The organism is Cognatishimia coralii, from assembly GCF_037478305.1.
GTDB classification, from domain to species: Bacteria; Pseudomonadota; Alphaproteobacteria; order Rhodobacterales; family Rhodobacteraceae; genus Cognatishimia; species Cognatishimia coralii.
The window spans coordinates 97,496-118,528 of sequence record NZ_JBBGAZ010000003.1 but is presented as its reverse complement, the minus strand read 5'-3'; the positions used below and the strand labels follow the sequence as shown (position 1 = coordinate 118,528).

General features: G+C 58.0%; 21 protein-coding genes and 3 tRNA genes. 10 read left to right on the top strand and 14 right to left on the bottom strand.

Annotation, left to right across the window (positions count from 1 at the left end):
• The first annotated feature begins 24 nt into the window (after positions 1-24).
• A complete protein-coding gene (locus WG622_RS08045) occupies positions 25-1,464 on the top strand; it encodes a GumC family protein (RefSeq protein ID WP_339403122.1) in 1,440 nt (479 codons plus the stop codon).
• Positions 1,457-2,758, top strand: a complete 1,302-nt coding sequence (locus tag WG622_RS08040; RefSeq protein ID WP_339403121.1) for an O-antigen ligase domain-containing protein — start codon at positions 1,457-1,459, stop codon at positions 2,756-2,758. The genes WG622_RS08045 and WG622_RS08040 overlap by 8 nt, the downstream gene beginning before the upstream one ends.
• Before the next feature lie 64 nt (positions 2,759-2,822).
• Here the strand turns inward: WG622_RS08040 and WG622_RS08035 are convergent.
• Positions 2,823-2,906: transfer RNA gene (locus WG622_RS08035), tRNA-Tyr, on the bottom strand.
• A 134-nt stretch (positions 2,907-3,040) separates the two neighbouring features.
• On the opposite strand from WG622_RS08035, the gene rlmB reads away from it, so the two are divergent.
• From rlmB to WG622_RS08015, 4 genes are all read left to right on the top strand, one after another.
• Positions 3,041-3,817: a 23S rRNA (guanosine(2251)-2'-O)-methyltransferase RlmB gene (rlmB, locus tag WG622_RS08030; protein ID WP_339403120.1), complete on the top strand. Its 777-nt coding sequence runs from the start codon at positions 3,041-3,043 to the stop codon at positions 3,815-3,817.
• A 116-nt stretch (positions 3,818-3,933) separates the two neighbouring features.
• The gene (locus WG622_RS08025; RefSeq protein WP_339403119.1) at positions 3,934-4,254 is read left to right on the top strand and encodes a hypothetical protein; all 321 of its coding nucleotides are present in this window, start codon (positions 3,934-3,936) and stop codon (positions 4,252-4,254) included.
• A 104-nt stretch (positions 4,255-4,358) separates the two neighbouring features.
• Positions 4,359-4,817, top strand: a complete 459-nt coding sequence (locus WG622_RS08020; RefSeq protein WP_339403118.1) for a YHS domain-containing (seleno)protein — start codon at positions 4,359-4,361, stop codon at positions 4,815-4,817.
• A gap of 187 nt (positions 4,818-5,004) precedes the next feature.
• Entirely contained in the window at positions 5,005-5,475 is a 471-nt protein-coding gene (locus WG622_RS08015; RefSeq protein WP_339403117.1) for a CoA-binding protein, read from the top strand.
• Here the strand turns inward: WG622_RS08015 and WG622_RS08010 are convergent.
• The 6 genes from WG622_RS08010 to hisA all read right to left on the bottom strand — a co-directional run bounded on the left by WG622_RS08010 (position 5,472) and on the right by hisA (position 12,172).
• Entirely contained in the window at positions 5,472-6,140 is a 669-nt protein-coding gene (locus tag WG622_RS08010) for a TetR/AcrR family transcriptional regulator (protein ID WP_339403116.1), read from the bottom strand. The two genes, WG622_RS08015 and WG622_RS08010, sit on opposite strands and share 4 nt — an antisense overlap.
• A gap of 3 nt (positions 6,141-6,143) precedes the next feature.
• Positions 6,144-7,700 carry a trimethylamine methyltransferase family protein gene (locus WG622_RS08005; RefSeq protein ID WP_339403115.1) on the bottom strand — a complete coding sequence of 519 codons (1,557 nt, stop codon included), beginning with the start codon at positions 7,698-7,700 and terminating at the stop codon, positions 6,144-6,146.
• Between the two features lies 1 nt (position 7,701).
• Positions 7,702-10,107 (bottom strand): GcvT family protein, encoded by a 2,406-nt coding sequence (locus WG622_RS08000; protein WP_339403114.1) that lies wholly within the window; start codon positions 10,105-10,107, stop codon positions 7,702-7,704.
• A gap of 136 nt (positions 10,108-10,243) precedes the next feature.
• The gene (locus WG622_RS07995; protein ID WP_339403113.1) at positions 10,244-10,561 is read right to left on the bottom strand and encodes a phosphoribosyl-ATP diphosphatase; all 318 of its coding nucleotides are present in this window, start codon (positions 10,559-10,561) and stop codon (positions 10,244-10,246) included.
• On the bottom strand, positions 10,558-11,355 hold the full coding sequence (gene hisF / locus WG622_RS07990) for an imidazole glycerol phosphate synthase subunit HisF (protein WP_339403112.1): 798 nt from the start codon (positions 11,353-11,355) through the stop codon (positions 10,558-10,560). The genes WG622_RS07995 and hisF overlap by 4 nt, the downstream gene beginning before the upstream one ends.
• Positions 11,356-11,449: 94 nt before the next feature.
• Positions 11,450-12,172 carry a 1-(5-phosphoribosyl)-5-[(5-phosphoribosylamino)methylideneamino]imidazole-4-carboxamide isomerase gene (gene hisA, locus WG622_RS07985; protein WP_339403111.1) on the bottom strand — a complete coding sequence of 241 codons (723 nt, stop codon included), beginning with the start codon at positions 12,170-12,172 and terminating at the stop codon, positions 11,450-11,452.
• A gap of 154 nt (positions 12,173-12,326) precedes the next feature.
• On the opposite strand from hisA, the gene WG622_RS07980 reads away from it, so the two are divergent.
• Positions 12,327-12,719, top strand: a complete 393-nt coding sequence (locus WG622_RS07980) for a DUF2147 domain-containing protein (RefSeq protein WP_339403110.1) — start codon at positions 12,327-12,329, stop codon at positions 12,717-12,719.
• Between the two features lie 57 nt (positions 12,720-12,776).
• Here the strand turns inward: WG622_RS07980 and hisH are convergent, their stop codons facing one another.
• Entirely contained in the window at positions 12,777-13,415 is a 639-nt protein-coding gene (hisH, locus tag WG622_RS07975) for an imidazole glycerol phosphate synthase subunit HisH (protein ID WP_339403109.1), read from the bottom strand.
• 56 nt (positions 13,416-13,471) lie between these two features.
• Positions 13,472-14,077 (bottom strand): TetR/AcrR family transcriptional regulator, encoded by a 606-nt coding sequence (locus WG622_RS07970; protein ID WP_339403108.1) that lies wholly within the window; start codon positions 14,075-14,077, stop codon positions 13,472-13,474.
• 94 nt (positions 14,078-14,171) lie between these two features.
• On the opposite strand from WG622_RS07970, the gene WG622_RS07965 reads away from it, so the two are divergent.
• Entirely contained in the window at positions 14,172-14,795 is a 624-nt protein-coding gene (locus WG622_RS07965; RefSeq protein ID WP_339403107.1) for a DUF2306 domain-containing protein, read from the top strand.
• Here the strand turns inward: WG622_RS07965 and hisB are convergent.
• The 3 genes from hisB to WG622_RS07950 form a co-directional block, all read right to left on the bottom strand.
• Positions 14,792-15,379 (bottom strand): imidazoleglycerol-phosphate dehydratase HisB, encoded by a 588-nt coding sequence (gene hisB / locus WG622_RS07960; RefSeq protein WP_339403106.1) that lies wholly within the window; start codon positions 15,377-15,379, stop codon positions 14,792-14,794. The genes WG622_RS07965 and hisB overlap by 4 nt on opposite strands.
• Before the next feature lie 90 nt (positions 15,380-15,469).
• Positions 15,470-15,544 (bottom strand) — tRNA-Gly (locus WG622_RS07955).
• 46 nt (positions 15,545-15,590) lie between these two features.
• Positions 15,591-15,665, bottom strand: a tRNA-Gly gene (locus WG622_RS07950).
• 121 nt (positions 15,666-15,786) lie between these two features.
• Between WG622_RS07950 and WG622_RS07945 the strand changes: the two genes are divergently transcribed.
• Both WG622_RS07945 and WG622_RS07940 read left to right on the top strand, forming a co-directional pair.
• On the top strand, positions 15,787-16,167 hold the full coding sequence (locus WG622_RS07945; RefSeq protein ID WP_339403105.1) for a hypothetical protein: 381 nt from the start codon (positions 15,787-15,789) through the stop codon (positions 16,165-16,167).
• Positions 16,168-16,189: 22 nt separating this feature from the next.
• Entirely contained in the window at positions 16,190-17,089 is a 900-nt protein-coding gene (locus WG622_RS07940; protein WP_339403104.1) for a YHYH protein, read from the top strand.
• A gap of 3 nt (positions 17,090-17,092) precedes the next feature.
• Here the strand turns inward: WG622_RS07940 and WG622_RS07935 are convergent, their stop codons facing one another.
• On the bottom strand, positions 17,093-17,482 hold the full coding sequence (locus WG622_RS07935) for an MAPEG family protein (protein WP_339403103.1): 390 nt from the start codon (positions 17,480-17,482) through the stop codon (positions 17,093-17,095).
• A 102-nt stretch (positions 17,483-17,584) separates the two neighbouring features.
• Complete coding sequence (locus WG622_RS07930; protein WP_339403102.1) at positions 17,585-21,022, bottom strand: pyruvate carboxylase; 3,438 nt, start codon at positions 21,020-21,022, stop codon at positions 17,585-17,587.
• Between the last annotated feature and the right edge of the window lie 11 nt (positions 21,023-21,033).

The following is a 21,033-nucleotide window of genomic DNA, read 5'->3' as shown; positions in this document are numbered from 1 at the left end:
TCATAGAAAAGAGAGATCCACCCAATGGCATTTTACTCCGACATAGAGCCAGCTGCACCGCTGACCTTCCGGACCCTGATCCGCAGGCTACGATCAAAAAGCGCACGCGCGTTGTTGTTCAAGCGCGTTTTTCGCTACATCACGGTCTTTAGCATCTGGTGTGGCGTGATTTGGTCGCCGATCGTGACTTATCTTTCCTCAGCTGCACCGGTCTATACGTCCTCGATGTCGTTGATCCTGCCGGGGGCGGGGGTCTCGGCCTCCGTCAATATGGAAGGGATCGGTCAAGCCAGCTCTTTTGCGTCTTCGGCCTTTGCCTCCAACTCGATCAGCCCCACTCAAACCTACAAACGACTGATCCGCGCCGACCGGATCATGCAATCCGCGGCAGATCAACTGTCGATCCTACGTCGGGATTTGCCTCTGCCCAAAGTGACGCTGGTAGACCAGACCGGCTTGATCCACATCGAGCTGACGGGCCCTTCACCGATCGAAGCCCAAGCCCGCGCTGAGGCCGTGTTAAGCTCGTTTTTTCACGAGGTGGAACTGTTGCGCAACGATGACCAAATGGTCCGCGAAGAAGGCGCGATCCGAGCGATTGAGGAATATCGGAACTCGGTCTTGTCCACGCGAGAAGCGGTGAGTGATCTGCGCAATCAAACTGGGTTTCTGTCGCGCGATCAGTTCAATGCACAGGTCGAAGAAAACGACAACCGATACGCCAAACTGATCGAACTGCGCGCACAGCTCGAAGAAAAAACAGCTTATGTTCAAGCGCTGGAGGCCAGTGTGGGCTTCTCTGCAACCTATGCCGCCCGCGCTTTGGATCTCTATTCCGATCATCAATACCTCGCCCTGGTCGAGGACGCCGCAGTCAAGCGAACAGAGCTCCGAGAGGCGCGATCCATCTACGGATCCCGCCACCCAGAACTGCGCCGCGCCGAAGCCGCCTACACGGATGCACAACGCGCCACACTGCGCATGGCAAGTACACTCACGGGATTGCCCGCGTCCGATGCAGAACGCCTGAATGTTTCTCAATTCGGAGACAGGACGGCCCTGCTGGCAAAACTGGTGGAATGCGAGGCAGAGCGGGCGGGTGTTCAGGCGCAGTACAATGCTTTGAACACCCGTCACCTTGCTGAAAAGGCGCGCTTGGAAAAAGCGGCCATTGCGGCTGCCCAGCTCGAGGACCTTCAGAGGGATTTTCAGGTGGCGGAGGCTGTCTTTGCATCCGCGATCGCGCGGGCGCAGTCCTCGAAGGTCGATGTTTTTGCATCCTATCCTCTGGTACAGGTTCTGGAGAACCCATCTTTGCCAGACCGTCCAAGCTCCCCGCGCAAAAAACTTGCGGTTATCGCGGGTGTTGGGGCGACGTTTTTGATGGTGATTGCTCTGACCCTGGGGTGGGTGCGCCGCAGCCTCATTGCCTGGCTGATCGGTGTGAAACGCCGCGATGGATGATCTGACCCCCAGAAATCCGGCAGAGGCCATCGTTTACAAAAGCCTTGCTTGGACCTGGCCCTTGTACGCCATCGGAGGCCTCTATGTTGTTGGCCCAGTCCTTGGCTGGACATTGGGTGGCTTGGCCTTGGCGGCCTTGTATTTGGGGCCCGCGACGCGCGCGGATTTGCGGCCACACCCCATTCCACCCGTCATTTGGTTCTGGGTCATCGGGATGCTGGCCATGTTGCCGATCCTTTGGATTGGACATGTGAACTGGGGGTTTGGCACCAAAACGGTGATCCGCTCGACCATCGGTTGGGCCAAGGGCTGGGCTTTGATGGCTCTGTTTCCGCTGGCGGGGGCGATTCTGCCGATCCGGCGAGAGATCCTGATCCGCGGGCAATGCGTTGTCGGGCTTTGGATCCTGATCCTCGCACCGCTGATGATTGTCGCGCCTTACGCGGGGTTGCCGGGCAAGATCTTTGTCTCACCCCTAAAGGCCGTCGGCGGGCCGGGGCCTGAGTACTTCACCGTCTTTCTGTATTCCATCGATCCGTCGAGCGGCGCGGCACGGTGGCAGTTCTATGCGCCATGGTCTCCTTTCGCGGCCCTGTTGGGCGTGTTGATGGTGCTCTTTGCGACGGAAGAAAAGGTGGTGAAATGGAAAGCCATAGGCATCGCGGCGGGCACCTTGATGGTTTTGGCGTCAAAATCGCGCATGGGGCTGGTTGGGCTTGTCTTCTGCACCATCCCGCCAAGCCTTTTACCACAGCTTGGCAAGCGCTGGGCGTGGTTTGCGCTGTCGGGCATTCTGGTCAGCATTGGTTTGACGGTTGATCGGCTGATACAGGGCGTTGGCTCTGCCATCGACACTTTCAAAAACGCACGCGCCGACAGCACACGGGTGCGCGCAACCCTTCAGCGGATTGCCGAGGAACATTGGCGCGAAGAGGCAGTTTGGTTTGGCCATGGGCGAGTCGCGCCGGGACCGCATCTGGTGGAATATATGCCCATCGGCAGCCATCACACCTGGTATGGGCTGTTGTTTGTAAAAGGGGTGACAGGTTTCTTGGCCTTGTTGATCCCATTAGTATTCCAGATCTTTCTCGCCTTGGCCGATGCGCTGACCTCAACCCGAGGCCGTTTGCCGTTGGGCTTTGCCTTGGTCGTCATATTGCTTTCTTTTGGCGAGAACATTGAGATCCAAGCCTATCTCTTGTGGCCTGGCCTTATGATCTGGGGAATCCACGCCAGAGAGGTCGCTGAAAAGCCATTCCTGCCGGGGCTTGTCCCGAGCAATACCCCAGCTTGAGCGGCGCGACACAGCCAATGCTCGGCTTCGCCGCATTGCATCTCACTGTTCCAGTTTGGAAAAATGGTGGGCGACCTTGGAATCGAACCAAGCGTGAGTCGCCTCGAGGGAGTTACAGTCCCCTGCCACACCTTGCGGCCTGTCGCCCACCGGTCGGCAGTAGCTGCCGAATGTGAGGGGCTGATTACAGGCCATGTCAGGGGGCGTCAACAAGAAAATCGCTTGCAGATCGTGGCGACATTGCCCATTGCTGAGCGCCATATCACAGCGCAGGTGAAGATCATGAAAAAACCCAAGTGGGTCGTTGAAAAAGAGCAGGCGAAAAAGGCGCAAAACGCCGAGACTGTTTGGCTGTTTGGGTTGCATGCGGTGCGCGATGCGCTGCTCAATCCAGCGCGTGAAAAGCTGCGGTTGATGGTCACGAAGAACGCGCATGACAAACTGGCGGATGCGATTGAAACCGCTGGGATTGCGCCGGAAATGGTGGATCCGCGCAAGTTCAAAGCGCCGATTGATCCGCAATCCGTGCATCAGGGCGCGGCTTTGGAAGTGAAACCATTGAATTGGGGACGTCTCGCAGATCGGGCGATTCCTGACGATGACACGACGCCACGTCTGGTGCTTTTGGATCGGGTCACAGACCCTCACAATGTGGGCGCGATCTTGCGCTCGGCAGAAGTGTTCGGAGCGCAGGCCGTCATTGGAACACGACATCATTCTGCACCAGAGACCGGAGCCTTGGCGAAAACCGCGTCCGGTGCCTTGGAACGACAGCCTTACCTGCGGATGCGCAACCTTGCAGATACAATCGTTGAATTGCAGGGCATGGGGTATCTGGTGCTGGGTTTGGATGGCGAAGCCGAGCAGAGCATTGATGAGGCACTCGAAGGCAAACGTGATCGCGCCGTTGCGCTGGTTTTGGGCGCCGAAGGGCCAGGACTGCGCCAAAAGACCAAAGAGACCGTCGATCAACTCGTGAAAATCGACTTCGCGCGGGGCTTCGGGTCGCTCAATGTCTCCAACGCAGCGGCCGTCGCACTCTATGCCGCCAAGCCCTGACTCGATTTCTTTAAAAGAAATCGACATCGGAAACTTTCAAAGTTTCCGCCCCCGCCTTGCCTTGAAACGCGTGAAATAAACGCGATATCTGAAACAGAGTGAGGAGAGGAGCACCCATGGGCCAGAAAATCGCCACCTGCTGTTACTGCGGGACCCGCGCGGCTTTATCGCTTCATGGCAAGGTGCAACACGAACTTGCCTGCTCGTCTTGCGGCGCACCTTTGCACGATCTGAAAATGATGCCCGTAAAGGCTAAAAGCCACGAGGTTCATTATTCTAAGCCTTTGAAACAAAAGAAATCCAAAGGGCATAAGAAATATGACCGCGAAGACTATTACCGCACCAAAGATCGCAAAAAGAAGAAGTCCAAAAAGCTGAAAAGATGGGGTGAAAAGCTCTTTGACGGGGTCGACGATCTCTTCGATATTTTCGACTAGGAGCGTTTGAAACATTCTTCGCAAGCGCTCACAAAGCCGTGGGCGGGGATGTCACAGCGTTTTTGCACGCATATTGTCATGCCATCGCAACGATGGAGACCCCAATGCTGACCCGCCGCACCTTTGTTTTGACCGCCATGGCCGCCCCCGCCGCAGGCTTGCTTGCAACGCCCGCCCTCGCCATGACCCCCGAAGTTTTCGCCGTCGATGGTCTGGCCATCCGTGGCTATGACCCGGTCGCCTATTTCAAAGAGCAAACCGACGTCGAAGGCTCAGCCGAGCATGCCATCATGTGGAAAGGGGCCGAGTGGCGCTTTGCCAGTGCCGAAAACCTTGCGGACTTCGAAGCAAATCCCGAGCGTTGGGCACCCCAATACGGCGGCTACTGTGCCTATGCCGTCGCCAAAGGGTACACCGCCAAGACCGAGGCAAACGCCTGGTCGATCCACAACGACAAGCTTTATCTGAACTTCAGCCGCGCTGTTCGTGCCCGCTGGGCGTTGAACAAGGAAGGCTTCATCAAGGACGCTGACGCAAACTGGCCGCAAGTGCTGAACGCGTAACGATATGTTCACAAGCATATTACATGCTCTTCATTCCTCTCGTGGACGCACTATCTCATGAGAGAGGGGCAAGATCGGAACTCTTGCCTCTGACTTCACTGTCCCTCGTTCCGTGACTGCGCCTGGACTTCGGTCTGGGCGCATTTTTTGTTTTCCATTCATGGATTTGCTTTCTAGGGTGCAATGCATGGAAACCTATGATGATGCCTTTCTGAAATCCGTTCTGCAGCGCACCAAGACCGTGGCGGTCGTTGGCGTGTCCATGAATTCCGTGCGACCCAGCTACTATGTCGCACGTTACTTGGGGCTGAAGGGCTTTAAGGTCATTCCGGTCAATCCGGGCCACGCGGGTAAAATACTGTTTGGGCAAACTGTACGGGCGTCGCTCTCCGAGATCGACGAGCCAGTGGATATGGTCGACATCTTCCGTCGATCCGAGGCGGTACCGCCCATTGTCGATGAGGCGATGGAGCATCTGAAGGGCCTTAAGACTATCTGGATGCAGATCGGGGTCGAGCATGCCGAAGCCGCTGCCAAAGCGCGGGCTGCCGGCATCGACGTGATCATGAACCGATGCCCAAAGATCGAGTATCAGCGCCTTTTTGGCGAACTGCGCATGGGCGGGTTCGCAACAGGGATTATTTCGTCAAAGCTCTAGGTCGCATGCGCCATTGCAAAGGCGCGAAACTCCTCGAGCGCCTCTGGGTCGGCGTCCTTCCCGGTAAACCCATTGAGATACCCCGCAACGCGACCGAAACGTACGTCCATAGACTCGCGCACATCCAACGCGTGATAGCCGATCTGCATATAATAGAGAATCCGCGCGCGGCATTCAGCGTCATAGGCCTCGTAACCGTGCCTTAGAAACATCTCCGTCACCGCATGCAGACGCGTTTGATCGGCCAGATCAATACGCGCACGCACCGCCACATCCCGCCGTGCCCATTCGCGCACCGCGAAATCCAAACCATGATCAAACTGGCTTGTGTCTACAAAACAGCGGAAAAAGTTGCAGGCCCCTTCGCTGATCGTGCGCGAGGGCTGCCCGCATTTGCTGACCAAAGTCTTAGTGTTGCGGGTCTCCCATTCCTGTAAAAGCGCTTCCAGAAGGTCGCGGCGGTTCTCAAAATACCAATAGAAACTGGAGCGTGAAACACCGAGCTTCTCGGCCAAGATCGCGATCTTGATTTCGCCCACGCCCTCATCGACCAGCACATTACGCGCCAAGTTCAGCCAATCTTCGCGGGTGACTTTTACATTGCCAACCAGAGGTGCACGCGCGGGATCATCGCGCACAAGGGTAGGGGGTTTGCGTTTGCTCATCTGTTAACTTTCGGGCGGGGCACCGCCCTCTGATTTCCGCTTTTCGATGAAATTGCGCAGAGCTTCCACACGGGTCTCATCCACCTCGGGCCGTTTATCCGCCGCGAGGATGGATTTCCAGACCGCCGTAGCGCGGGTATTGGTGTCCTGCGCCCCACGCTCAGTCCAAGTGCCGAAATTGGCGTAGTCATGCACAACCGGTTCATAAAACTCGGAATTATAGCGCTCCATCGTTTGGCTGGAGGCAAAGAAATGGCCTGACGGATCGACTTCGGACAAAGCATTGTGGAAGCCGATCTCGTCTGCCGTCGCGGTCTTGCCCGCGCAAAGCTCAGCCACCATATTCAGCACTTCGGCGTCTGTGACGAGTTTCTCGTAGGACACCGTCAACCCACCCTCAAGCCAGCCCGCCGCGTGGATCACCACAGTGGCCCCTGCCATCAGACAGCCCCAAAGCCCCATCTGATTCTCATTGGCCGCCTGCACGTCATTCACGTTGCTCGCAGACCCCGCGGCCGACCGCCAGGGTAGGCCAAGGTGCCGAGCGAGCTGCCCTGCGGCGAGCGAGGCCTGGAAGTGGCTTGGTGTCCCGAAAGCAGGTGCGCCGGACTTCATGTCCACATTGCTGGTAAACGTCCCGTAACAAATCGGCGCGCCGGGTCTGGTAAGTTGCACCAGAGTGATCGCCGCCAAGGCCTCAGCGTGGCTGAGTGTGATCGACCCCGCCACTGTGATCGGCGCCATCGCCCCCATCAGCGTAAAGGGCGTGACAATCGACATCTGCCCGAATTTGGCGAAATCAATCAGCCCCTGCGCCATTGGGATGTCCAAGGTGCGTGGGCTGTTGGTGTTGATGATCGTGTAATTCCAAGGATTTGCCTGAAATTCATCATCAGAGATCCCACGGAAGTCGCGGATCATCTCAAAGCAATCCATCACCTGCGGTGTGCCGCGCGAGAAGGTAAACGGGAACTTGTCACTCAGCGTCAGCTGCATGTCCGACGTGAAATAATGCCGTTCGTGGATCGGCACATCCTGCGGTTCGACCTGCGGTGAGATCATCTGAAATACATCGAAATGATGGGTCAGCTGGATGTATTCCTTGTAATCCCGAGCTGATCCCGGCCTGCGCCCACGTTCCAGATCCGTCGCATTCGGAGCCCCAGCGCCTGGCTGAAACACCAGCGACCCCAGCTCCAGCGTGATATCGCGATGCCGCGCACCTGCCATGCCCTTGATCGACTTGGGTGCCGAGGCAACCGCCGCCTCGACCATATCGCGGCCGATATAGACCATCTCGGTGCTCTCATCGACGCGTGCGCCGCCTTTGGCATAGATCTTGCGAGCCTCGGGCAAAAGCACCTTGATGCCCAACTCCTCCAGCGTCCGAAGGGCGGTCTCGTGCATATTGGCGATCTCGTCGGCCGAGAACACATCCATTGTAGGAAACGGGTTCTTAAGCTGACGATAGTTCACCTCCCTCAGGGGGGCGGCGGCCTCGGGTTTACCCCCTCGGCCGCGCCGACCGCTGCGCGATCGGCCTTGTATGGCCTCTGTCATATCAGCCTCTCATTGCAGAGCCGGTTGGGTCGTAAGGGGACGGCGCAATGACCTTGGCCGCTTTTTCGACGCCAACGATGTGGACTTGCAGATCGGTGCCTTCGCCTGCGACCTCTTGGTTGACCATGGCGATGGCAAGCGACTTGCCGACCGTGTGCCCATAGCCGCCAGAGGTGACAAAGCCGACTTTCTTGCCGTCCTGCCAGACCGGTTCATAGCCAGAAGCATCCGCATCCGAAGCGTCAATTTCCAGCGTCACCTCGACCTGTGCAGGCCCATTCCCATCGCGCTCCGCAATCGCGGCATCCCGTCCGATGAAATCGCCTTTGTCCCAAGCGATCCAGCGATCCATTCCGGTTTGCGCGGCCGTGTAGAGCTGCGTGAATTCCGCAGACCAGATGCCGAAGCTCTTTTCGAGCCGCAGTGACAAAAGCGCATTGAACCCATATTCGCGAATGCCCAGATCCGCACCTGCCTCAAGCAGCATCCGGCGCAGGGTGATGTGGTCGCCATAGCGGCAGTTGATCTCATAACCGAGCTCCCCCGCCACCGACATCCGCGCCACTTTCGCGCGGATCATGCCGATGTCGAACTGGCCACAGCCCATGAATTTCAGGTCGCCAATCGGGCCATCCGTCAGTTTCTCGATCACCTTGCGCGAGTTTGGCCCCGCGAGCGAGAAGCCGCAGGTCTCTTCGCCCAGATCGCGGACGGTGACGCCTTCCATCATGTGGTCCTCAAACCAGCGAATGTGCCATTCGCGCAGGTAGTAAGATCCCATGATCCACCAGGATCCATCGCCCCAGTTAAAGACGGTCAGATCGCCCTTGAGCCGCCCGGTCTCTGACAGCATCGGCGCAAGTTTCGCGCGGCCCGGTTTGGGCAGGGCGCAGGCCATGACTTTATCGAGCCAGGCTTCAGCGTTCGGCCCCGTGACCTCAAACCGCGAAAACGCCGAGATATCCAAGAGGCCGACGGATTCACGCACGGCCTTACATTCCGCCGCCACATGCTCGAACGCGTTAGAGCGCTTGAGCGTCGGGGTTTCCTCAAAGCCCTTGGGCGCAAAATAAAGCGGCACTTCCATGTCCCAGCTCTGCCCCCAAACCGCGCCTGCCTCGTTCATTTCCGAATGTGCGGGTGCCATTTTCAAAGGCCGACCCGCAGGAAGCTGCTCGTTTGGGTAAGTCATCACGAAGCGACGGGAATAGAACTGGCCCGTGGTTTCTTTGATATACTGTTTGTTCTCGGCGAACTTGCCGTAGCGCGCGACGTCCATGCCATAGACGTCGGCCTCGGGTTCGCCATGGATCATCCATTCCGCCAGCGATTTGCCGACGCCGCCGCCTTGCAGGAAGCCTGCCATCACAGCGCAAGCACACCAATAGCCGGGCTTGCCGCGCACGGGGCCGACCAGAGGGTTGCCATCAGGCGAGAAGGTAAAGGCCCCGTTGACCCAAGTCTTTACGCCCACGTTCTGCAGGTCCGGATAGCGTTCAAACCCGAGAATCAGCTCTTTCTCGATCCGATCTGGGTCTTCTTGCTGCAGCTCAAAGCCGTATTCCCAAGGCGCGCCGTCCATGTTCCAGTGCTGGTGGTCGATCTCGTAGATGCCCAGCAGGATACCCTTTTGGTCCTGCCGCATATAGGTGAAGCCTTCGAGGTCGACGGTCATCGGCACCTCAAAGTCGAGCTTTTCCAGCGCGGGGATTGTGTCGGACACGAGGTAGTGGTGGTTGAGCGGGCTCACCGGAAGCTCGATCCCCGCCATGCGGCCCACTTGCTTTGCCCAAAGGCCCGCCGCGTTGACGACATGCTCGGTGTGGATCGTGCCTTTCTCGGTCACAACCTTCCAGCCGCCCTCGACCTGATGGAGTTCGAGCACGCGGTTATGTTCGATCACCTCAGCGCCGCGTTTCTTGGCGGCGGTGGCGTAGGCGTGGACGGTGCCTGTGGTGTCTACATAGCCCTCGCGGTCGGCCCACATACCACCGAGCATGCCGTCTGTGGACATGATCGGGCAGAGCTCGCCTGCTTCTTTCGGGGTCACAAGTCGGACGTCTTCGATGCCGATGGACTGGAAGGTGCGATAGGCCGATTGCAGCCATTCCCAACGGTCGGGCGTGCCCGCCATGGTGAGACCGCCCGTCATGTGCAGGCCGATGTCCTGACCCGATTCTTCCTGAATCTCGCTGAGCAGGTCGATGGTATAGGCCTGAAGGGCGGCGATATTGGGATCTGCGTTCAGGGCGTGAATGCCGCCTGCCGCGTGCCAGCTGGAGCCTGCGGTTAGGATCGAGCGTTCGATCAAACACACGTCTTTCCAGCCAAATTTCGCGAGATGGTACAGAACGGATGCGCCGACGACGCCTCCACCGATGACGACTGCGCGGTAGTGAGATTTCATGACATTCCTCCCCGGACGGCCCGCGTTTTTCCGCAGGCGGCGTGTTACTAAACAGATCTGTCTAGTACTCTGCGTGGGAATGGGCAGGTCTGTCTAGTTCTATCTGCGACAGATTTTGGGGGAGGCTTTGCCGTTTTTAGGATTTTGGGCGCGAGGCTTTTTCCGCGATGCCGCTGGTGCCTTGGCGTTTTTCGAGCTCTGCAAGCACGTCTTCCAATGTCACGCCGCGCGATTGCAGCATGACGAGCAGGTGGAAGAGCACGTCGGCGGATTCCGCAATCAAACCTTCTCGGTTGTCTTTGACCGCCTCGATGATGGCCTCAACCGCCTCTTCACCAAACTTTTCGGCGCATTTCTCGGGGCCTTTGGCCAAAAGCTTCGCTGTCCAACTGCTGTCCGGGTCGGCTTTGGCGCGCTGGGCGATGGTGTCGGCGAGGTCGTTTAGGGTACTCATGTCAGCCTCATTGGAATGCCATTGGCGATCATATGCGCCTTGGCTTCGCCCACAGTATAGTCGCCAAAGTGGAAAATCGAGGCCGCGAGCACGGCACTTGCCCCCCCTTTGGTCACGCCTTCGACGAGGTGATCCAGATTACCGACACCGCCCGAGGCAATCACCGGGACATTGACCGCATCCGAGATCGCGCGGGTCAGGGGCAGGTTAAAGCCCGATTTGGTGCCGTCGCGGTCCATTGAGGTCAGAAGGATTTCTCCGGCGCCTTTGGCAGCCACGAGTTTGGCGAATTCGACCGCGTCGATGAGGTTGCCGTCAGCATCCAGAGCCTCTTTGCGGCCGCCATGGGTGAAGATGCCCCATTTGTTTGGCGTGCCGTCCTCGTTATGGCCCACGGTTTTCGCGTCAATGGCGCAGACGATGCACTGGCTGCCGAATTGATCCGCAGACTCTGCGATCACATCTGGGTTCGCCACGGCTGCCGAATTAAACGAAACCTTATCCGCCCCCGCCAGCAATAGCGCACGGACGTCATCCTTGCTGCGCACGCCGCCACCGACGGTCAGAGGCACGAAACACTGCTCCGCAGTACGCTGGACCATGTCAAACATGGTGCCGCGGTTTTCATGGGTTGCGTGGATGTCCAGAAAGCAGATCTCGTCAGCGCCTTGCGCATCATAGGCGCGGGCCGCTTCGACCGGGTCTCCGGCGTCGCGCAGGCCGACGAAGTTCACGCCTTTGACCACACGGCCGTCGGCAACATCAAGGCAAGGAATGAGGCGGGTCTTTAGCATGGGCGTCTTATGGCGTGGATTTGGGGCTGGGGGAAGGGGCCTCTGCCCCCTCGGGCTGTGCCCTTCACCCCCGGAATATTTGGGGCAAGAGAAATCAGGCTTTGAGTAGGGCGAGGGCCTCGGCGAGGTCAATCGCACCGTCATAGAGCGCGCGGCCGGAGATGGCTCCGTTCAGAGGCGCGCCGCAGGATTTCAGTGCGCGTAGATCGTCCAGAGACGAGACGCCACCAGAGGCTATCACGGGGATGTCGACGGCATTGGCGAGATCGGCAGTGGATTGTACGTTCGGGCCTTTCATCGCGCCATCGCGCAGGATGTCGGTGTAGATGATGGCCGCGACGCCTGCGTCCTCGAAGGATTTCGCGAGATCCGTGACCTGCACGTCAGTTTCCTCAGCCCAGCCTTTGGTGGCGACAAAACCGTTGCGGGCGTCGATGCCGACAGCAACTTGTCCGGGGAAGGCCTTGGCGGCTTCGCGGACGAGGTCGGGGTTTTCTACCGCGACGGTACCAAGGATCACGCGGGCGAGGCCGTGGGTCAGCCACATCTCGATCGTCGCCATATCGCGAATGCCACCGCCGAGTTGGGCGGGGACTTTGGTCTGTGACAGGATCTCTTTTACCGGCGCTGCGTTCACCGGTTCGCCCGCAAAAGCGCCGTTGAGGTCCACGAGGTGCAGCCACTCACAGCCAGCTTCGACGAACTCGAGCGCCTGGGCGGCGGGGTTTTCGTTGAACACGGTCGTCTTGTCCATATCCCCATGCAAAAGGCGCACAGCATTGCCGTCTTTGAGGTCGATTGCAGGGTAAAGGATCATGGCGCGCATCCTGTTTTGTCAGGGCAGAGAACTGCTGTATTTTGGTCACGGGGGCTTTCGCACGCGAGGATGTGAAATGCAACCTGACCCAAAGTCAGGGTTGATCGAAAATCGTCTCTGTCTCATGATTTTCGCAAAATTGGGAGGAAATACTATGAAACATGTTCTGATCGCAGCCGCTGCGACTGTTTTTGGTGCAACAATGGCTCTGGCGGATCCGGTGCATGGCACCTGGCAAACCGCGAAAGATGACAATGGCAACTATGGCCACATCGAAGTCACCAACTGCGGGTCCACGATCTGTGGCACTCTGGTGAAGTCCTTTAATCCGGATGGCAGCAACCTTGAGACCGAAAACGTCGGCAAGAAGATCATCTGGGACATGGAGAACCTGGGTGGTGGCAATTATGGCAAGGGCAAGATCTGGTCGCCTGACCGTGACAAGACCTACAAGTCTAAGATGGTTCTCAGCGGCAACAGCCTGTCCGTGTCTGGCTGCGTTCTGGGTATCTGCCGTGACGGTGGCACCTGGAAGCGTGTGAACTAAATCAACGTGATTTCAAAGAAGAAAGAGCGCCTTTGAGGCGCTCTTTTTTTGTTGCTGCTAAGGCGTCCAGGTCAGGAAATTCCCGATCATTCTGAGGCCGACATGCTGGCTTTTTTCCGGGTGGAACTGCATGCCCACCATCGTCTCGCGCCCGATGATGGCCGTGATGTCCTGCCCATAGTCCACATAGGCGATACGGTCCTCGGGGCGGTGGGTTTTGAAGTGATAGGAGTGCACGAAATAGGTGTGATCGCCACTTTCGACACCGTCTAGCAGGGGGTGCGCCTGTTCTATCACAAGGTTGTTCCAGCCCATGTGGGGCACCTTTAGGCTGGCATCGCTTGGTTCGATCTTTTCAACATCTCCAGCGACCCAATTTAGACCCGGTGTCGTTTCATACTCGTGGCCTGTGGTCGCCATCAGCTGCATTCCGACACAGATCCCCAAGAAAGGACGGCCTTTGGCTTCAACCGCTTCAACCATTGCGTCATAGATGCCTTTGTGGCCGCGCAGCTCTGCGGCACAGGCCGGAAACGCGCCGTCACCGGGCAGAACAATCCGATCGGCGCGCGCGACGGTGCCCGCATCCGAAGTTACCACGACTTCGCCCGCGTCCAATTCTTGCGCCATGTGTTGAAAGGCCTTTTCTGCGGAGTGCAGATTGCCGCTTTCATAGTCGATGATGGCTGTCAGCATGGCATGCGGGTCCTTTGATCACTTGGGCTCTCAGTTGCCGCCAAAAGCGGGCAGGGTCAAGAGGGAGGGGTGCCGATCCGGTCCAAGAGCGCCATGACTTCGTCAAAGGGGCCGATGTCGATGTCAGGCGGAGGGGATCCGAATTCCCCAGCGATATACAGCAGAGTAAAGCCGTGAATCAGTGACCAGACCTGTGCCTCGATCACGCGTTCGTCGGTGCCTGCGGGCACAAATGGGGCGCAGACGCTGCGTAGGATCAAATAGGCGTGGGCCTCGTCTTTGCCCTCGGGGTTGGCGATGGCCGCGAGTCCGTCAAAGCCAAAGATCACGTTCAGCAGGCCGCGGTGGGTGAGGCCGAATTGCAGATACCCGCGACAGATCGATTTGAGGCGACCCCGCGCGGATTGTTCGCCCGCATCGATGGCCTCCTGCAAGTGATTAGAAAATATGACAAAAGCCTCGGTCGCGATGGCCTGTTTCAACCCGGGGAGCCCGTCGAAATGGTGCGCTGGAGCCGCGTGTGACACCCCGGCACGCGCGGCGCATTTTCGCAAAGTAAGCGCGTCAATCCCGCCTTCCTCCAAAAGCTCTAGCCCCGCTTTGATCAAGGCGGGACGCAGGTTTCCGTGGTGGTGTTTCTTGGCTGGTGTGATGGCACGCATGAACCCTAATTGCGTGACTGGGTTGACAGCGTCAAGTTAAAATGATTTTTACAGCGTCAAGTTTAAGTTGACAGTGTCAGGTTTGGAGGCCGATATGATGATGCAAAACACAGCAATGCGATGGTTTTTGGGGGTTCTTTGGGCGCTGACTTTTGTGGTCATTCTGGCGTCGCTTCGGTTTGCCTTTGTAGCGTTAGAGCTCGCGCAACCGGCAATGATCTATCACGCGTTGGAGCGCCCGTTGGTGTTTTACGGACATGTCGTCGGAGCCACCATCGCTTTGGCATTGGTGCCATTCCAGTTCTGGACACGCTTGAGGATGCGGCGCTTGACGCTGCACAGCTGGCTCGGGCGTCTCTATGCCGTTGCCATTCTTCTTGGCGGCATCTCGGGTGTTTGGCTGGCGATGACGACGCAAACGGGATCCGTCGCAGGCGCTGGTTTCGCTTTGCTAGGTGTGGCTTGGCTATATGTCACGGGCAACGCGGTGCGGCTTGCAATGTTGGGGGATATCGCGGCGCATCGGCGCTGGATGATCCGGTCGGCGGCGCTGACTTTGGCGGCCGTCACATTACGCATTTACCTGCCGATCCTAGCAGCAACTCTAGGGTTTGAAGCCGGCTACACATTGGTGGCCTGGCTCTGCTGGGTGCCAAACCTGCTCTTCGCGGAATGGCTCCTGCGCCGCGAGGGGCAGCGCAGGGCAGTGCCCGCTTAGAGCGTGCCTTTGGTCGACGGGATGTCACCCGCTTTGCGCGGATCGGTTTCGACCGCGATGCGCAACGCCCGCGCCACGGCTTTGAACGCAGCCTCCACGATGTGGTGGCTGTTCAGCCCGTGGATCTGGTCCACATGCAAGGTGATCCCGCCGTGGGTCGCAAAAGCCGTAAAAAACTCGCGCACCAGTTCAGTATCAAACTGACCGATTTTCTGGGTTGGAATATCCATATTCCACACCAGGTACGGCCGCGCAGACAGATCCAAAGCACAGCGCACCTGCGCGTCATCCATCGGCAAATGGCACTCGCCATAACGCCGGATGCCACGTTTTTCGCCAAGCGCCTGCACCAAGGCCTGACCCAAAGCGATCCCAGTGTCCTCGACCGTGTGGTGATCATCAATGTGATAATCCCCCTCAGCGCGGATCGTCATATCAATCAGCGAATGGCGCGACAGTTGATCCAGCATGTGATCAAAGAAGCCAACTCCCGTCTGGTTGTCATAGCTTCCGGTGCCGTCGAGATTGATCTCAACGTCGATCTTGGTTTCCGCAGTGGCGCGAGAGACGCTGGCTGTCCGCATGAGGCCTGTCCTTAGATTGTCGTCACGGCCTTATAGGCACGCCTGCGCGAATGTCCAAGCTATTGCGCGATTTATTGGAAGTTTGACCGATGGAGCGGGCGAGGCGATTCGAACGCCCGACCCTAACCTTGGCAAGGTTATGCTCTACCCCTGAGCTACGCCCGCAAACCATCGTCATATCTGATGCATGGGTGGTGCATCTGTCCCTAATTGGAGCGGGCGAGGCGATTCGAACGCCCGACCCTAACCTTGGCAAGGTTATGCTCTACCCCTGAGCTACGCCCGCTTCCTTAGGTGAGGCGTGGGATATAAACTCTGCTCGGAAGCCGCAAGGGAAAAAATGCAGCGATGTCAAAAAAATGTAAAATGGCGCGACGGAAGTCATTGGCTCGGGCGTTCTATTTGCCATGAAGACGGTTGATCCAACATATCCCCGCCTGACACGCCGCAGCTTTTGCGCGATGACCTTGGCCTTGCCGAGCTTGGCGTTCGCCCATGACGATCATGGCGCCGCAGACATCATTGCGGATGCTGAGGTTAAAAGCTTTGATGGCAGTACCCTCACGCTGAAGCTGTCGATCTATAATAGGTCTGCCCATGCCGTGACCCTGTTCGCGGTGTCTGCGCCCGGGGCCTTGGGCACTGAAGCGCTGTTTGTCACCATTGACAGCAGCACCCAGGCTGAGGCGCGTGCGACCTTGCGTTTTGAGGGCGCGGTTCCGGGCATTTTTACAGCGGTTCTGGACTTTGGCGAAGACGGGCAGGGGCCGGTGTTGGTGATGCCTTAGGAGAGCATCGAGGAGAAGAGCAATGTCCAAAACAACAAAGATCACAGCGGCGGTTGTCGCCAGCGCCCTGAGCCTAGGGTTGGTGGTGCAAGCCGACGCGCAAGGCAGACCGCATGCCCGGGCACATACCGCCACTGAGGCACAGGATTTGTCACTGGCACGCGCCACTCAGACCAAATCCGGTGGCAAAGTCTCAATTTCGGTGCGCGGCAACAAGCGCATCATTACGTCAAACGGCATTCCCGAACACCAAGTTGGCCGGTTCCCCAGTCGCGGCAATCCAAATCGGATCTCGGCGCAAAACTATCGCTTTGAGATGCCAACCAATCCGCGTTTGCGCAATTCACCGACCCAAAAGCGCGGGGTGCTCTTTGGCGTCGCCGTGAATGGAGTGCCCTTTGATCCGGGCACGGCCGAAGTCTGGAAGGGCAACCGGCGTTCGGGCTGGAACTATGAAGCCTTGGGAGGCGCGATCCCGCTGGGGTTGGACGCCAACTACGGTCATGTTCAACCTACCGGCGCCTATCACTATCACGGGCTTCCGGTGGGCCTGATGCAAGAGTTGGGCTGGTCGAAATCCAAAGCCTCACCTCTGATCGGCTATGCGGCGGATGGCTTTCCGATCTATGCGATTACAGCAGAGGTGAACGGCAAAGTGGTCGAGATGACCAGCTCCTATCGCTTGAAATCCGGCAACCGCCCGGGTGGGTCTCAGCCGTCCGGAGACTATGACGGAACCTTCGTTCAGGACTACGTCTATGTCGAAGGCGCGGGCACTCTGGATGAGTGCAACGGCGCAATTGTGACGACTGCGGATTATCCGAACGGCACCTACGCTTATTTCCTGACCAACGACTTCCCAGTCATCCCACGCTGTCACATGGGATCGCCTGACAGCAGCTTTAGCAAGCGGCGTCGTTAAGGATCAGATCAGAGCGGCCAGCAGCAAAGCAATGCTGGTCGCGATGAGTTGTATGAAGGTCAGCACCATACCGAGCTGACGCATCGGCAGGTTCATCGGCTTTGACGCAAACCCATAGGCATGGGCCGCGCGGCCCAAAAGCAGGCAGAGCCCCATTGCGTGGACAAAAACCACATTGCCGCTCTGCATTTCCAGCATCAGCAACAAGAGCAAACCAAAAGGCGCGTATTCTGCGCAATTGGCCTGAGCCCGCATACGGCGTAAGAGGCTGCGATTTCCTTCATCGCCCAGCGACAGTTTATGCGCCCGACGATAAGCGATCACACGCCAGCATAGGGCGAAAAAGATCAGGGCAATCAAGGATGCGTAAATCGGGGTAATCGTAACGGACATGGCTCTTCGCTTATGTTGTGCGTTTCACTTGCAAACGAGCTTAGAGCGCGGCCCCAACGGGTCAAACAAAAAGGCCCTGACTTTGCGTCAGGGCCTTTGTTGTTATTCCAGCTCGACCAGCAGATCCTTGGCGTCGATCTGGCCTCCGGCCTGAACATGGACCGCTTTCACGACCGCATCGCGTTCTGCGTGAATGCCGGTTTCCATCTTCATCGCCTCGATGGTGAGAAGAAGATCGCCTTCCTTCACCTCTTGGCCGACGACGGCCCCAACAGAGGCCACAACCCCTGGCATCGGCGCACCAACATGGTTGGCATTGCCGACTTCGGCCTTTGGCCGCGCCGCCGTGGCCGATTTTACCAGACGGTTTGGAACGCGAATGACACGTGGCTGACCGTTCAGTTCAAAGAAGACCTTCACTTCGCCGTTCTCATCGGTCTCACCCACGGCCTGCAGACGAATTTCCAGCGTTTTACCGGGATCGATCTCGGCCGTGATCTCTTCGCCAGGTTCCATGCCATAGAAGAACGTCCGCGTTGGCAGGGTCCGCACAGGGCCATACTGGCGGTGCCGGCCCATGTAGTCCTTAAAGACCTTTGGATACATCAGATAGCCATTGAGATCCTCGTCATCGACGCTGAACCCTTCAAGCTCTTTGGACAGCTCGGCGCGGGTGGCTTCGATGTCCACTGGCGCCAGATGCGCGCCGGGGCGTTCTATATTGGGCTGCTCACCCTTCAGAACCTTGTCGACAATGCTTTCAGGGAAACCGCCCGGAGGCTGGCCCAGATTGCCGCGCATCATGTCGACGACCGAGTCAGGGAAGGCTACATCGCGGCTTGGATCCTCAACTTCTTCGCGGGTTAGGCCTTGGCTGACCATCATCAGGGCCATGTCACCGACCACCTTGGAAGACGGCGTCACTTTGACGATATCGCCAAACATCTGGTTCACATCCGCATAGGTCTGCGCGACCTCATGCCAGCGTTCCTCAAGACCAAGGCTGCGGGCCTGTGCTTTGAGGTTGGTGAACTGGCCGCCGGGCATTTCGTGCAGATAGACCTCGGACGCCGGAGCCGCGAGACCGCTTTCAAAGGCCGTATATTGCGCGCGGACCGCTTCCCAATAATCGCTGATTTCGCGCACTGACTTGATGTCGATGCCGGTGTCGCGATCCGTGTTGCGCAGGGCTTCGACAATCGAGCCCATGCAGGGCTGCGACGTACCGCCAGAAAACGCGTCCATCGCGGCATCCACCGCATCCACACCTGCGTCGGCAGCAGCCAGAATGGTCGCGCCGGCGATGCCCGAGGTGTCATGGGTGTGGAAATGGATCGGCAGGCCGGTTTCTTCTTTCAAAGCGCGGATCAAGAGGCGCGCAGAGGCAGGTTTCAACAGGCCCGCCATGTCTTTCAGGCCAAGAACATGGGCACCAGCGGCCTCAAGTTCCTTCGCCATGCCGACATAATATTTGATGTCATATTTTGCGCGGTTCGGGTCGAGAATGTCACCGGTGTAGCACACGGTACCTTCACAGATCTTGCCGCTTTCAACGACTGCATCCATCGCGACGCGCATGTTTTCCACCCAGTTGAGGCTGTCAAACACGCGGAACACGTCGATGCCTTTCGCGGCCTCCGCCACAAAGCTCTGCACTACGTTGTCAGGGTAGTTCGTGTAGCCAACGCCATTGGAGGCGCGCAGCAGCATTTGGGTCATCAGGTTTGGCATCGCTTCGCGCAGATCGCGCAGGCGCTGCCATGGGCATTCTTGCAAGAAGCGATAGGCCACATCAAAGGTCGCGCCACCCCAGCATTCCATCGAGAAGAGCTGCGGCAGGTTCGCGGCATAGCTCGGTGCGACTTTCAGCATGTCAATCGAGCGCATGCGGGTCGCCAGCAGCGACTGGTGTCCATCGCGCATGGTGGTGTCGGTCAGCAGAAGTTGCTTCTGCTTTTTCATCCAATCGGCAACCGCCTGCGCGCCTTTTTGTTCGAGCAGATTGCGTGTTCCCATCGCGGGCTCTGCGCGTTTGGCAGGGGCAACGGCGGGTTTGAGATCGGCGGCAGGCGCCGCACGACCCTCGGTCTCGGGATGCCCGTTGACCGAAATATCCGCGATATAGTTCAGAACCTTGGTGCCGCGGTCGCGACGTTTCTTGAACCGGAACAGATCCTCGGTCTCGTCAATGAATTTCGTTGTGTATTCATTGGACAGGAAGGTCGGATGCTTCAGTAGGTTTTCGACAAAAGCGATGTTTGTGGAGACACCGCGCACACGGAATTCGCGCAGCGCCCGATCCATCCGCGCAATCGCTTTTTCAGGCGTTGGGGCCCAGGCTGTCACTTTGGTCAAAAGCGAGTCGTAGTACCGCGTGATGACGCCGCCCGCATAAGCCGTGCCGCCATCCAGACGGATTCCCATGCCAGTTGCCGAGCGATAGGCAGTGATCCGGCCATAGTCAGGGATAAAGTTGTTGAGAGGATCCTCTGTGGTCACACGTGTTTGCAGCGCATGTCCATTCAGGCGCACCTCGTCCTGCGCCGATTTGCCGGTTGCCTCGGCAATCGTCTTGCCCTCGGCAATCAGGATCTGAGACTGCACGATGTCGATACCCGTCACCTCTTCGGTCACCGTATGTTCGACCTGCACGCGCGGGTTCACTTCGATGAAGTAGAACTTGCCGCTTTCCATATCCATCAGGAATTCGACCGTGCCGGCACATTCATAATTCACGTGCTTACAGATCTTGTAGCCCAGTTCGCAGATCTCTTGACGCTGTTCATCGGTCAGATAGGGGGCAGGGGCGCGTTCCACGACCTTTTGGTTGCGGCGCTGAACGGAGCAATCGCGTTCAAACAGGTGGTACATGCCGCCGTGTTTGTCACCGAGGATCTGAACCTCGACGTGACGCGCGCGGGTGATCATCTTTTCCAGATAGCCTTCGCCATTGCCAAAGGCAGCTTCGGCTTCGCGGCGGCCCTCAAGGACTTTTTCTTCAAGCTCATCTTCGCCGAAAATCGGGCGCATGCCGCGACCGCCGCCGCCCCAGGAGGCCTTTAGCATCAAAGGATAGCCAACCTCTTTCGCCTCAGCTTTGATCGCCTCCATGTCGTCGCCAAGTACTTCGGTTGCCGGGATGACCGGAACGCCTGCTTCAATCGCTACACGGCGCGCGCTCGCTTTGTCGCCAAGGGCGCGCATGGTTTCCGCTTTCGGACCGATGAAGGTAATGCCGTTGGCAGCGCAGGCATCCACGAAGTCTGGGTTTTCAGACAAAAGTCCATAGCCCGGGTGGATCGCATCCGCCCCGCATTCCCGCGCCACGCGGATGATTTCGTCAATCGAGAGATAGGCCGCCACAGGCCCCATGCCTTCGCCGATGCGATAGGCCTCGTCGGCCTTAAATCGGTGCAGGCCCAGCTTGTCCTCTTCGGCGAAAACCGCGACCGTTTGCTTGCCCATTTCATTGGCCGCACGCATGACGCGGATTGCGATTTCACCTCGGTTGGCGACGAGAATTTTCTTAAATTCTGTCATATCGGACCCTC